Below are 12,437 nucleotides of genomic sequence, written 5' to 3' on the forward strand. Positions count from 1 at the left end.
TCGTTTTGCGTAATGCGTGAGTCTTGACGCTGCCCGTCAGTCCAACGGCACCAGCCATTGCTTCGACGAACGCACCAATTGATCAGTCAGCAACCCCAGCAGCTGACCGCCATTGCGCCAATGATGCCAGTACAGCGGCACATCGATGGGCTTATCTGGCAAAAGCTCCTGCAATACACCGCGCTCCAGTTGCTCGCGCACCTGCAACTCAGGCACCAGTCCCCAGCCAAGTCCGGCCTCGGTCAGGCGAATGAAGCCTTCAGACGATGGGCATAAATGGTGTTCAAAACCGCCATCGACACCAAGGGACGCGAGGTAGCGATGCTGTAGGAAATCGTCCGGGCCGAAGACCAGCGCCGGAGTTTTCGCCAGCAGGTCAGCACGCACCCCTTCAGGAAAATGCCGCGCGATGAACGCCGGACTGGCCAACGCTCGATAGCGCATGGCGCCCAACAACACGCTGCGCGCACCCGCCACCGGACGCTCGCTGGCGCAAATGCACGCAGCCACTTCGCCAGCGCGCATGCGTTTGAGGCCCACCGTCTGGTCTTCGACGACCAGATCCAGCAGCAGGTGTTGCTCGGCGCAGAAATCACTGACGGCTGCGGCCCACCAGGTGGCAAGGCTGTCGGCGTTGAGGGCGATACGCAGGCGTTCCGGCAGACCTTCTTCGTCCAGCGCCGGGACCAGCGTCTGAAGATCCCGCTCAAGTAAACGCACTTGCTGGACATGGTTGAGCAGCCGCCGACCAATCTCGGTAGGCGCCGGCGGCGTGACCCGCACCAACACTGGCTGGCCGACCCGAGCCTCCAGCAGCTTGATCCGCTGGGAAATCGCCGATTGCGACAAGCCCAGCACCTGTGCGGCGCGTTCAAACCCGGCCTGCTCGACCACCGCGGCCAGTGCAGAAAGCAGTTTATAGTCGAACATCAGTTTTCCTAATGAGCGATCAGCATGATTGGTTTTTCTTATACCGCGCCGCGTCGGAGAATGGCCAGCAAGAACTCTTGAACAAGGAACACCAACATGGCTGGCGAAACTTCACTGGCAACGCTTCTTCGCAGCATGAGCCCGCAGCTCAACGACGGCGAATACGTGTTCTGCACCCTGCGCGACGGTAAGTTGCCCGCCGGCCTTGAGATCGTCGGCAGCTTTCGCGAGCAGGAAGGTCTGACCGTGATTCTGGAACGTTCCCACGCGGAACAGGCCGGTTTCACCTTCGACTATGTCGCGGCCTGGATCACCTTGAACGTGCACTCGGCCCTTGAAGCCGTCGGCCTGACCGCCGCGTTCGCCACGGCATTGGGCCAGGCCGGCATCAGCTGCAACGTGATCGCTGGTTACTACCACGACCATTTATTCGTCGGTCAGGCCGATGCCCAGCGCGCCCTTCAAGTGCTGCGGGACCTGGCGGCCAACGCGGAGTAAAACCTTATGTGGCAAAGTTATGTGAACGGCCTGTTGGTGGCCGCCGGGCTGATCATGGCGATCGGCACGCAAAATGCGTTTGTGCTGGCGCAAAGCCTTCGGCGCGAACATCACCTGCCGGTGGCGGCGCTGTGCGTGACCTGCGATGCCCTATTAGTCGCCGCCGGCGTCTTCGGCCTGGCGACGGTGCTGGCGCAAAACCCGACCCTGTTGGCGGTCGCCCGCTGGGGTGGCGCGGTATTTCTGATTTGGTATGGCAGTCAGGCGCTACGTCGGGCGTGTTCGAAACAAAGCCTGCAACAGGGTGAAAACCAGACGGTGCGCTCGTTGCGCGCGGTGATGCTCAGCGCCTTGGCCGTGACCCTGCTCAACCCGCACGTTTACCTGGATACGGTGTTGTTGATCGGCTCACTCGGAGCCCAACAAACCGAGCCCGGCGCGTATGTGGTGGGCGCCGCGAGCGCGTCGTTGTTGTGGTTTTTCACCCTGGCACTCGGTGCCGCATGGTTGGCGCCGTGGCTGGCACGGCCGAGCACCTGGCGGATTCTCGATCTGCTGGTGGCGGTGATGATGTTTGCCGTGGCGTTTCAATTAATCGTCGCACCCTGATTATTCCAAAAGGCTCTGGAACCTCTATTCCACACAGTTGTTGCGTGGTTATGCCGCACCCCCGGTGCTATGATCCGATCCGATGCGCCGCAAAGAGTACAAACTCCCCGGCGCTTGTCTGGCCGCCCGTGATCGGCCTTGCGCTCACCGCAACTGACCTGATTAGGAGAATCATCATGGCTTTCGAATTGCCGCCGCTGCCCTACGCACACGATGCCCTGCAGCCGCACATTTCCAAGGAAACCCTGGAATACCACCACGACAAGCACCACAACACCTACGTCGTGAACCTGAACAACCTGGTGCCAGGCACCGAGTTCGAAGGCAAGACCCTGGAAGAAATCGTCAAGTCTTCCTCGGGTGGCATTTTCAACAACGCCGCTCAGGTCTGGAACCACACTTTCTACTGGAACTGCCTGGCGCCAAACGCCGGCGGTCAACCAACCGGCGCGCTGGCTGAAGCCATCAACGCTTCCTTCGGTTCGTTCGACAAGTTCAAAGAAGAATTCAGCAAAACCTCCATCGGCACCTTCGGTTCCGGTTGGGGCTGGCTGGTGAAAAAGGCTGACGGTTCCCTGGCCCTGGCCAGCACCATCGGCGCCGGCAACCCGCTGACCAGCGGCGACACCCCGCTGCTGACCTGCGACGTCTGGGAACACGCTTACTACATCGACTACCGCAACGTTCGTCCGAAATACGTCGAAGCGTTCTGGAACCTGGTCAACTGGAAATTCGTGGCTGAGCAATTTGAAGGCAAAACCTTCAAGGCTTAAGCTCGATGCCAGACAGAAAACCCGGCTATATGCCGGGTTTTTTATGGCCTGGAGAAATCAGGCTGCTTGCGGATCGACGTTATCCAAGGCTCGGTTCACGGCGAGCTCGGCCAGCATGATGATCTGCTGGATTGCCATCACGGTGTTGCGCTGCGGACCGATCAGGTTCGCGGCGAAATCACTGGCCATGACACTCGCCGAGGCCAGGGACTCGCAGGCTTGGGCCAGGAGACTTTCGGTGTCCATGTTGGGGGCGATCATGAACATCGTGCTGGGGCGACGGGGTTTTTCGAGATATGGGGCTGGCGGGTCGAGGTAGTAATCGAGGGCGCGTTTTATGGCTTCGTGGTCTTTGAGGAGGGTTTCGGCTTCAGTAGTTTCGGCGGCGGGTGCGATGTTGACGGGTGGGTCGGGGATCAATTTGTCCATTGAATTTCTCCAGCGTTGGAGCCTCCACTTGCCGCTTCTCACACGGCAAAGAGGTGGCAGCTATGTGCGAGGTGAGAAGACCGGTTATGGACACCCGGCCGGACCGAAGTCCGCCCGCACACAGCCGCCATAACGCAAATACTGGCAGCGAGTAAGCTGGCGGCGATTATGCGTGTACAGACACTGGATGACCATAAGTTGCCGGGCTCTCACACCCGGTCGCTGAGTTTTTCAGCGACAGCCAGAGGTTAGAGGCAGTGCTTCCTACCCGGCAACCTGAAAAATGCGTGGGAAATCGCTGTGTTTCTTACACATCTTTCAACACACAAAATGGAACGCGGAGCGTCCCGGGCGGCATTCCCACGCGGAGCATGGGAACAATCAATCGGGGGCAGGAGAAAGAGATTGGTCGGCTGTCAGGCCGCCATCGCTGGCAGGCCAGCTCCCACAGGGTTTGGTGTACATCTGCAAGAAATTGGTCGGCTGTCAGGCCGCCATCGCTGGCAAGCCAGCTCCCACAGGGTTTGGTGTACATCGGCTAGAGACTGGTCGGCTGTCAGGCCGCCATCGCTGGCAAGCCAGCTCCCACAGGGTTTGGTGTACATCGGCTAGAGACTGGTCGGCTGTCAGGCCGCCATCGCTGGCAAGCCAGCTCCCACAGGAATCGGCGTGTACCGCTCGCTTCTCACCACTCATTAGGCCGAGCGTTAGCTCGCCTGCTTTTGATCTTGATCTGCCCGCCCCTTTCGGGAGGCTGAGTGGAGGTGTTCATCCGGGGAGTGGCGCGCAGCGCCGTTCGACGCAGTCGAACACGCTGCATGTAGGTCGTCGCGAAGCAGACCGGAGGGCAGTGTCCCCGGATGGATACCGGAGCGAAGGTACGCCGAGCCCAGGCGAGGGGCCGGACGCTTGGGGCGAGCCTTTTTGGGTACTTTTTTGGCGTTTGAAAAAAGTGCCTCGCCGTAAGGGCGAAACCGCCAGCCGCCGTTACCGCAGGAATAGATATGTACACCAGCAAGAGACTGGTCGGCTATCAGGCCGCCATCGCGAGCAGGCTCACTCCCACAGTTGAAATGCGTACACCAGCAGAAACCAGGCCAATCTCCGACAATGAAACCAGCATTCGGCCCCTTGCCCCCACGCCACAGCAGGCTAACATCAACAAATGGAAAAATAGTCCCAATCCCCCTCAAGTTGAAGGACCCAACTACCGACACAGTACAAATAGGGCAAATACTCAAAACAACAGCATTTCGGCCAAGCTGCTGGCAAAAAACCCTGAGGTTGATTGTCCCTTTGACTGCCATCACGGGATTGCCAATACTCATGGCAACTTGATGCTACCCGCACGGAACAAGGAATAACCCTTTGAAGCTGGAACTCAAGAACAGCTTGTCGGTGAAGTTGCTCCGGGTCGTGCTCCTGTCGGCATTGATCGTCGGCGTAGTCTTGAGCTGCGCGCAGATCGTCTTCGATGCCTATAAAACACGCCAGGCCGTGGCCAATGATGCCGAGCGCATCCTCGACATGTTCCGCGACCCTTCGACCCAGGCCGTCTACAGCCTGGACCGGGAAATGGGCATGCAGGTGATTGAAGGCCTGTTTCAGGACGACGCCGTGCGCCAGGCCTCCATCGGCCATCCCAACGAAGCCATGCTCGCGCAGAAATCCCGTGAGTTGCAGCATTCAAACAGCCGCTGGCTGACCGACCTCATTCTTGGCAAGGAACGCACCTTCACCACCCAACTGGTCGGTCGCGGTCCCTACAGCGAATATTACGGCGACCTCAGCATCACCCTCGACACCGCCACCTACGGGCAAGGCTTCATCGTCAGTTCGGTGATCATCTTCATTTCCGGCGTGTTGCGCGCCCTGGCCATGGGCCTGGTGCTTTACTTGGTCTACCACTGGCTGCTGACCAAACCGCTGTCGCGCATCATCGAACACCTGACCGAAATCAATCCGGACCGCCCCAGCGAACACAAGATTCCGCTGCTCAAGGGCCACGAAAAGAACGAACTGGGGATCTGGATCAACACCGCCAACCAGTTGCTCGAATCCATCGAGCGCAACACCCACCTGCGCCACGAAGCGGAAAACAGCCTGCTGCGCATGGCCCAGTACGACTTCCTCACCGGCCTGCCGAACCGCCAGCAATTGCAGCAACAACTGGACAAGATCCTGGTCGACGCTGGCAAATTGCAACGTCGGGTTGCGGTGCTGGTGGTGGGCCTGGACGACTTCAAAGGCATCAACGAACAGTTCAGCTATCAGACCGGCGACCAATTGCTGCTGGCCCTCGCCGATCGTCTGCGTGCTCACAGTGGTCGCCTTGGCGCCCTCGCCCGTCTGGGTGGCGATCAGTTCGCCCTGGTCCAGGCCGACATCGAACAACCTTACGAAGCCGCCGAACTGGCGCAAAGCATCCTTGATGACCTGGAAGCGGCGTTTGCCCTCGATCATCAGGAAATCCGCCTGCGCGCGACCATCGGCATCACCCTGTTTCCCGAGGACGGCGACAGCACCGAGAAACTGCTGCAAAAAGCCGAACAGACCATGACGCTGGCAAAAACCCGCTCGCGCAACCGCTATCAGTTCTACATCGCCAGCGTCGACACCGAGATGCGCCGCCGCCGGGAACTGGAAAAAGACCTGCGCGACGCCCTTCGGCGGGATCAGTTCTACCTCGTCTACCAACCGCAGATCAGCTACCGCGATCACCGGGTTGTGGGTGTCGAGGCATTGATTCGCTGGCAGCATCCCGAACACGGCCTGGTGCCGCCCGACCTGTTCATCCCGCTGGCCGAGCAGAACGGCACCATCATTGCCATCGGCGAATGGGTGCTGGATCAGGCCTGCAAACAACTGCGCGAATGGCACGACCAGGGTTTCATCGACCTGCGCATGGCGGTGAACCTGTCCACGGTGCAACTGCACCACGCCGAGCTGCCGCGGGTGGTCAACAACCTGCTGCAGATGTACCGCCTGCCGCCGCGCAGCCTGGAGCTGGAAGTCACCGAAACCGGCCTGATGGAAGACATCAGCACCGCCGCCCAGCATCTGTTGAGCCTGCGCCGCTCCGGCGCACTGATTGCGATCGACGATTTCGGCACCGGCTATTCGTCCTTGAGCTACCTGAAAAGCCTGCCGCTGGACAAGATCAAGATCGACAAGAGCTTCGTGCAGGACCTGCTCGATGACGACGACGATGCCACCATCGTTCGGGCAATCATCCAGCTGGGCAAGAGCCTGGGCATGCAGGTGATTGCCGAAGGCGTGGAAACCGCCGAGCAAGAGGCCTACATCATCTCCGAAGGCTGCCACGAAGGTCAGGGCTACCACTACAGCAAACCGTTGCCGGCACGGGAATTGGGCGCTTACCTGAAACAGGCGCAGCGCAGCAACGCAGCGATCCTCTGATCAACGCCCCCTTTGTAGCCGCTGGCGCCTGTGGCGAGGGAGCTTGCTCCCGCTCGGCTGCGCAGCAGTCGCAATGCGCCTTTAGCATTTCTTCAGCCAGAACCTGCCTACAGTTTTTGGGGCGACTTCGCCGCCCAGCGGGAGCAAGCTCCCTCGCCACAAGGTCGCGCCCGCCAGCCATCGCGCGAATAAGAAATATTTCCAGCCACAACCCTTTACAGATAATGCGAAAGATTTGCATTATGTCGCAGTTTTGCGCGCTTGCTGCGCCATACCACCCCTCTCGAAGCAGGATGTTCGCCATGATTCGTATGCCTCTGGCTACCGCCAGTCTGTTGGCCATCGCTATTTCCCTCGCCGGTTGTGGCGAAGGCAAAGACAACGCTGCAGCTCCAGCGCCTACACCGGCCGCCAGCACGACCGCGCCGGCGCCAGCCACCGCCCCTGCCGCTACCAGCAAAGTCGACGAAGCCGCCGCCAAAGCCGTTGTCGCGCATTACGCTGACATCGTCTACGCCGTTTACAGCGATGCCGAATCCACCGCGAAGACCCTGCAAACCGCCGTTGACGCTTTCCTCGCCAAGCCGAACGCCGACACCCTGAAAGCCGCCAAGGCTGCCTGGGTTGCTGCCCGCGTTCCTTACTTGCAGAGCGAAGTGTTCCGTTTCGGCAACACCATCATCGACGACTGGGAAGGTCAGGTGAACGCCTGGCCACTGGACGAAGGCCTGATCGACTACGTCGACAAATCCTACGAACACGCACTGGGTAACCCGGGCGCCACGGCCAACATCATCGCCAACACCCAGGTTCAGGTCGGCGAAGACAAGATCGACGTCAAAGACATCACCCCGGAAAAACTCGCCAGCCTGAACGAGCTGGGCGGTTCCGAAGCCAACGTCGCCACCGGCTACCACGCCATCGAATTCCTGCTCTGGGGCCAGGACCTGAACGGCACCGGCCCTGGCGCCGGCAACCGTCCAGCCTCCGACTACCTGGAAGGCAAAGGCGCCACTGGCGGTCACAACGATCGTCGTCGCGCTTACCTGAAGTCCGTGACCCAGCTGCTGGTCAGCGACCTGGAAGAAATGGTCGGTAACTGGAAGCCGAACGTGGCCGACAACTACCGCGCCACCCTGGAAGCCGAACCGGTTGATTCCGGCCTGCGCAAAATGCTGTTCGGCATGGGCAGCCTGTCCCTGGGCGAACTGGCGGGCGAGCGCATGAAGGTTTCCCTGGAAGCCAACTCCCCTGAAGACGAACACGATTGCTTCAGCGACAACACCCACAACTCGCAGTTCTACGATGCCAAGGGTGTGCGCAACGTCTACCTAGGCGAATACACCCGCGTCGACGGCACCAAAATGACCGGCGCCAGCCTGTCGTCCCTGGTGGCCAAAGCCGACCCGGCTGCCGACACCGCGGTGAAAGCCGACCTGGCCGCAACCGAAGCCAAAATGCAGGTCATCGTCGATCACGCCAACAAGGGTGAGCATTACGACCAGCTGATCGCCGCCGGCAACACCGCTGGCAACCAGATCGTTCGCGACGCGATCGCCGCCCTGGTCAAGCAGACCGGCTCGATCGAAGCCGCCGCTGGCAAACTGGGCATCACCGACCTGAACCCGGACAACGCTGATCACGAGTTCTGATCAACGCTGGCTGAATAAAAAGGCGACCTTCGGGTCGCCTTTTTCATGCCTGCCTAAACACAATCCCCTGTGGGAGCGAGCCTGCTCGCGATGAGGCAGTGTCAGTCAACATAGATGCTGAATGTAAGACCGTCATCGCGAGCAGGCTCGCTCCCACAGGGGGAATGCGGTTTTCCAGCCAAACCCTGCCCCACATCAACCAAACGATAATTCCTCTTATTCAATCTCCCTTGCCCTGTTAGACTTTGCGCCCTTGTTTTGCTCGTCATGCAGGATGTCTGATGCCCTCGCTGCTTCTTCGCTTGTCCGCACTGTTTCTGGCCCTGGGCCTGAGTGCCTGCGATGACGCCCCGCGTTTTACCAAGGCCGAACCCGGTGAAGCCCGGTCCGGTGGCGCAGCGACCGTGCGCAAGACCGATCAGAACGCTTTCTCCCTGCCCTCCGCGAACCTGCCGCCATCACGGCGCGTGGATTTCAGCGTCGGCAACAGTTTCTTTCGCAACCCTTGGGTGATCGCTCCCTCGACCACCACCGCCCGGGACGGACTCGGTCCGCTGTTCAATACCAACGCCTGTCAGGGCTGCCACATCAAGGACGGTCGCGGTCATCCGCCGACGCCTGATGCGGCGAACGCGGTATCGATGCTGGTGCGCCTGTCGATCCCGGACGCGCCGGCGTATGCCAAAGTCATCGAGCAGCTCGGCGTGGTCCCGGAGCCGGTCTACGGCGGCCAGTTCCAGGACATGGCCGTGCCCGGCGTCACCCCGGAAGGCAAAGTGCGCGTCGATTACACCCCCGTTGCGGTCCGCTTCAAGGACGGCACCGAGATCGAGTTGCGCAAACCCAGCCTGAACATCACCCAGTTGGGTTACGGCCCGATGCACCCCGACACCCGATTCTCGGCCCGCGTTGCCCCGCCGATGATTGGCTTGGGCTTGCTCGAAGCCATCCCCGACGAGGCGATCCTCGCCAACGCCGAGGCGCAGGCCAAGGACAAAAACGGCATCGCCGGACGCCCGAACCGGGTCTGGGACGACGTGCAGCAGAAGACCGCTCTTGGCCGGTTCGGCTGGAAAGCCGGGCAACCGAACCTCAATCAGCAGAACGTCCACGCGTTTTCCGGCGACATGGGCCTGACCACCACTCTGCGCCCCTTCGACGACTGCACCGATGCGCAAACCGTCTGCAAACAGGCACCCAATGGCAACGGCCCGAATGGCGAGCCGGAAGTCAGCGATAACATTCTGCGCCTGGTGCTGTTCTACAGCCGCAACCTCGCTGTGCCGGCGCGTCGCGACGTTAACGCGCCCGAAGTGCTGGCCGGCAAGAACCTGTTTTTCCAGGCCGGATGCCAGTCCTGTCACACACCGAAATACACCACCGCCGCCAACGCCGCCGAACCTGAACTGGCCAATCAAGTGATTCGCCCTTACAGCGATCTGCTGCTGCACGACATGGGCGACGGTCTGGCCGACAACCGTAGCGAATTCCAGGCCAGCGGCCGCGACTGGCGCACCCCGCCGTTGTGGGGCATCGGCCTGACGCAGGCGGTCAGTGGCCACACCCAGTTCCTGCATGACGGCCGCGCCCGCAATCTGCTTGAAGCCGTGCTCTGGCATGGCGGCGAAGCGAAAGCAGCCCAGCAACAGGTTTTGTCTTTCAATGCCGAGCAGCGCGCTGCGTTGCTGGCGTTCTTGAATTCCCTTTAAACCGTATTCCATAACGGGAGCCCGACATGTTCCGTCCCAAATTGTTGTTCACCAGCCTTGCAGCACTCGCCCTCGGCGCTTGCTCGCCACAGGACCCGCAAGCCGTCACCTCGGCCGCCATCGCCAAATCGGTGATCCTGCCGACGTACACCCGCTGGGTTGAAGCCGATCGCCAATTGGCCGTCAGCGCCCTCGCCTATTGCGAAGGCAAAGAAAACCTCGACACCGCCCGCGCCGACTTCCTGCACGCGCAGAAAGCCTGGGCCCAGCTGCAACCGCTGCTGATCGGACCGCTGGCCGAAGGCAATCGCGCCTGGCAGGTGCAATTCTGGCCGGACAAGAAAAACCTGGTCGGCCGTCAGGTCGAGCAACTGGTCACCGCGCAGCCGCAGATCGATGCCGCTGCATTGGCCAAGTCCAGCGTCGTGGTGCAGGGCCTCTCGGCCTACGAATACATTCTGTTCGACAGCAAGCCGGACGTGGCCAACGACACTCAGAAAGCCAAGTACTGCCCACTGCTGAAAGCGATTGGCGAGCGTCAGAAACAGCTGGCCGAAGAGATTCTGCAAAGCTGGAACAACACCGACGGCATGCTCGCGCAGATGAGCAAATTCCCGAACCAGCGCTACGCCGATTCCCACGAAGCCATCGCCGATCTGCTGCGTGTCCAAGTCACCGCCCTCGACACCCTGAAGAAAAAACTCGGCACGCCGATGGGCCGCCAGAGCAAAGGCGTGCCGCAACCGTTCCAGGCGGATGCATGGCGCAGCCAGTCGTCCCTGACCGGCCTTGAAGCCAGTCTCGCCGCCGCCAAAACCGTGTGGGAAGGCGTCGACAACAAAGGCCTGCGCGGCCTGTTGCCGAGCGAGCAGAAACCGTTGGCCGACAAGATCGATGCCGCTTACGCCGCGTCCCTGAAACTGTTCGCCAGCACTCAGCGTCCGTTGGCCGACATGCTCAACGACGATGCCGGCCGCCAGCAACTCAACGATATCTACGACAGCCTCAACGTTGTCCATCGCCTGCACGAAGGCGAACTGGCCAAGGCGCTGGGCATCCAACTGGGCTTCAACGCCAACGACGGTGACTGATGAGGGCGAGTGCCATGCTGCGACGTCAGGCTCTGACTTTAGGTAGTTTGCTGCTGGGAGCAGTGACACTGGGCGGCTGGACGCTGTTCAAGCAAAAGGACAAGAGCCCGCTGCTGCTCTCGGCGCGGGACGATGGCGACGGCAAGCATTACGCCGTCGGTTATCGGCTGGACGGCACCCGGGTGTTCGCCACCCAGGTCGGCCAGCGTTGCCACGACATCATTAACCACCCGACGCTACCGATCGCGCTGTTCGTCGCCCGGCGTCCGGGCACCGAGAGTTATCTGATCGACCTGCGTGACGGCACGCTGCTGCAAACCGTGGCCTCGCTGCCGCACCGGCATTTCTACGGTCACGCGGTGATTCACAAGAGTGGCGACTGGCTGTACGCCACCGAGAACGACACCTCCGATCCGGGTCGCGGCTTGTTGGGGGTGTATAAGTTCGAAGGTGAGCGGCTGGTGCACAGCGGCGAGATTTCCACCCATGGCATCGGCCCGCATCAGGTGTCGTGGATGCCGGATGGCGAGACCCTGGTGGTGGCCAACGGCGGCATTCGCACGGAGGCTGAAAGCCGGGTCGAGATGAACCTCAACGCCATGGAGCCGAGCCTGGTATTGATGCAACGCGACGGCACCCTGCTGAGCAAGGAAACCCTCGCCCAGCCGATGAACAGCGTGCGTCATCTGGGGATCGCCAGCGACGGCACCATCGTCGCCGGCCAGCAGTTCATGGGGCCGTCTCACGAGTCTTCAGAGTTGCTGGCGATCAAGCGTCCCGGCCAACCGTTCGTGGCGTTCCCGGTGCCTGAGCATCAGCTGCAGGCGATGGGGCATTACACCGCCAGCGTGGCGGTCCATAGCGACTTGCGGCTGATCGCGTTGACGGCGCCACGGGGCAACCGATTTTTTATCTGGGACATGGACAGCGGTGAAGTGCGCCTGGATGCGCCGCTTCCCGATTGCGCCGGGGTCGGTGCCGTGGCTGACGGGTTTGTCGTCACTTCGGGTCAGGGACGCTGCCGGTACTACGATTGCCGCCAGACAGATCTGGTTGCAAAACCGCTGGAGCTGCCGGCAGGGCTCTGGGACAACCACCTGCACCTCATCTGACCGCTTTCCCTGTGGCGAGGGGGCTTGCCCCCGTTCGGCTGCGAAGCAGTCGTAAACCGGATGACGCGGTCTGGTTGACGGACCGCGGTGCCTGGTTTTGGGGCCGCTTCGCGACCCAACGGGGGCAAGCCCCCTCGCCACAGGGTTTGTGTTCCATCCCGTCCGTGTAGACATGCAACTCGCCTGTAATTTCTACCAGTTGGAATCACCCTGC

10 protein-coding genes and 1 pseudogene are annotated in these 12,437 nt (G+C 61.0%); 9 read left to right on the top strand and 2 right to left on the bottom strand.

The genetic code is table 11. The features are described 5' to 3' along the window. Window positions 1-36 precede the first annotated feature (36 nt). A complete protein-coding gene (locus DJ564_RS25940; protein ID WP_109634394.1) occupies window positions 37-930 on the bottom strand; it encodes a LysR family transcriptional regulator ArgP in 894 nt (297 codons plus the stop codon). A gap of 96 nt (window positions 931-1,026) precedes the next feature. On the opposite strand from DJ564_RS25940, the gene DJ564_RS25945 reads away from it, so the two are divergent. From DJ564_RS25945 to DJ564_RS25955, 3 genes are all read left to right on the top strand, one after another. Further along, the gene (locus DJ564_RS25945) at window positions 1,027-1,428 is read left to right on the top strand and encodes an ACT domain-containing protein (protein WP_109634396.1); all 402 of its coding nucleotides are present in this window, start codon (window positions 1,027-1,029) and stop codon (window positions 1,426-1,428) included. A 6-nt stretch (window positions 1,429-1,434) separates the two neighbouring features. Next, window positions 1,435-2,037, top strand: coding sequence for a LysE/ArgO family amino acid transporter (locus tag DJ564_RS25950; protein WP_109634398.1), 603 nt, complete (start codon window positions 1,435-1,437; stop codon window positions 2,035-2,037). 176 nt (window positions 2,038-2,213) lie between these two features. Next, window positions 2,214-2,810, top strand: a complete 597-nt coding sequence (locus tag DJ564_RS25955) for a superoxide dismutase (protein ID WP_010457614.1) — start codon at window positions 2,214-2,216, stop codon at window positions 2,808-2,810. Window positions 2,811-2,867: 57 nt separating this feature from the next. Here the strand turns inward: DJ564_RS25955 and DJ564_RS25960 are convergent, their stop codons facing one another. Continuing rightward, window positions 2,868-3,239 carry a DUF6124 family protein gene (locus DJ564_RS25960; RefSeq protein WP_109634399.1) on the bottom strand — a complete coding sequence of 124 codons (372 nt, stop codon included), beginning with the start codon at window positions 3,237-3,239 and terminating at the stop codon, window positions 2,868-2,870. Window positions 3,240-4,243: 1,004 nt separating this feature from the next. Between DJ564_RS25960 and DJ564_RS32100 the strand changes: the two genes are divergently transcribed. The 6 genes and pseudogenes from DJ564_RS32100 to DJ564_RS25990 all read left to right on the top strand — a co-directional run bounded on the left by DJ564_RS32100 (window position 4,244) and on the right by DJ564_RS25990 (window position 12,223). Beyond that, window positions 4,244-4,603, top strand: coding sequence for a hypothetical protein (locus tag DJ564_RS32100; RefSeq protein ID WP_162556242.1), 360 nt, complete (start codon window positions 4,244-4,246; stop codon window positions 4,601-4,603). A 4-nt stretch (window positions 4,604-4,607) separates the two neighbouring features. Then, a pseudogene (locus tag DJ564_RS25970) lies at window positions 4,608-6,669 on the top strand (putative bifunctional diguanylate cyclase/phosphodiesterase); the annotation flags it as partial. A 292-nt stretch (window positions 6,670-6,961) separates the two neighbouring features. Continuing rightward, window positions 6,962-8,311, top strand: coding sequence for an imelysin family protein (locus DJ564_RS25975; RefSeq protein ID WP_109634402.1), 1,350 nt, complete (start codon window positions 6,962-6,964; stop codon window positions 8,309-8,311). A gap of 281 nt (window positions 8,312-8,592) precedes the next feature. Continuing rightward, window positions 8,593-10,020, top strand: coding sequence for a di-heme oxidoredictase family protein (locus DJ564_RS25980; RefSeq protein WP_109634404.1), 1,428 nt, complete (start codon window positions 8,593-8,595; stop codon window positions 10,018-10,020). 26 nt (window positions 10,021-10,046) lie between these two features. Further along, on the top strand, window positions 10,047-11,111 hold the full coding sequence (locus tag DJ564_RS25985) for an imelysin family protein (RefSeq protein ID WP_109634406.1): 1,065 nt from the start codon (window positions 10,047-10,049) through the stop codon (window positions 11,109-11,111). 14 nt (window positions 11,112-11,125) lie between these two features. Continuing rightward, window positions 11,126-12,223: a DUF1513 domain-containing protein gene (locus DJ564_RS25990; protein WP_109634407.1), complete on the top strand. Its 1,098-nt coding sequence runs from the start codon at window positions 11,126-11,128 to the stop codon at window positions 12,221-12,223. Window positions 12,224-12,437: the final 214 nt, after the last annotated feature.

This window comes from Pseudomonas sp. 31-12, from assembly GCF_003151075.1.
In the GTDB taxonomy this organism is placed as follows: domain Bacteria; phylum Pseudomonadota; class Gammaproteobacteria; order Pseudomonadales; family Pseudomonadaceae; genus Aquipseudomonas.

Coding starts and splice junctions, on each gene's coding strand:
- DJ564_RS25945 (WP_109634396.1), top strand. CDS start 1,027: ATGGCTGGCGAAACTTCACTGGCAACGCTTCTTCGCAGCATGAGCCCG.
- DJ564_RS25955 (WP_010457614.1), top strand. CDS start 2,214: ATGGCTTTCGAATTGCCGCCGCTGCCCTACGCACACGATGCCCTGCAG.
- DJ564_RS25985 (WP_109634406.1), top strand. CDS start 10,047: ATGTTCCGTCCCAAATTGTTGTTCACCAGCCTTGCAGCACTCGCCCTC.
- DJ564_RS25950 (WP_109634398.1), top strand. CDS start 1,435: ATGTGGCAAAGTTATGTGAACGGCCTGTTGGTGGCCGCCGGGCTGATC.
- DJ564_RS25975 (WP_109634402.1), top strand. CDS start 6,962: ATGATTCGTATGCCTCTGGCTACCGCCAGTCTGTTGGCCATCGCTATT.
- DJ564_RS32100 (WP_162556242.1), top strand. CDS start 4,244: ATGTACACCAGCAAGAGACTGGTCGGCTATCAGGCCGCCATCGCGAGC.
- DJ564_RS25960 (WP_109634399.1), bottom strand. CDS start 3,239: ATGGACAAATTGATCCCCGACCCACCCGTCAACATCGCACCCGCCGCC.
- DJ564_RS25980 (WP_109634404.1), top strand. CDS start 8,593: ATGCCCTCGCTGCTTCTTCGCTTGTCCGCACTGTTTCTGGCCCTGGGC.
- DJ564_RS25940 (WP_109634394.1), bottom strand. CDS start 930: ATGTTCGACTATAAACTGCTTTCTGCACTGGCCGCGGTGGTCGAGCAG.
- DJ564_RS25990 (WP_109634407.1), top strand. CDS start 11,126: ATGCTGCGACGTCAGGCTCTGACTTTAGGTAGTTTGCTGCTGGGAGCA.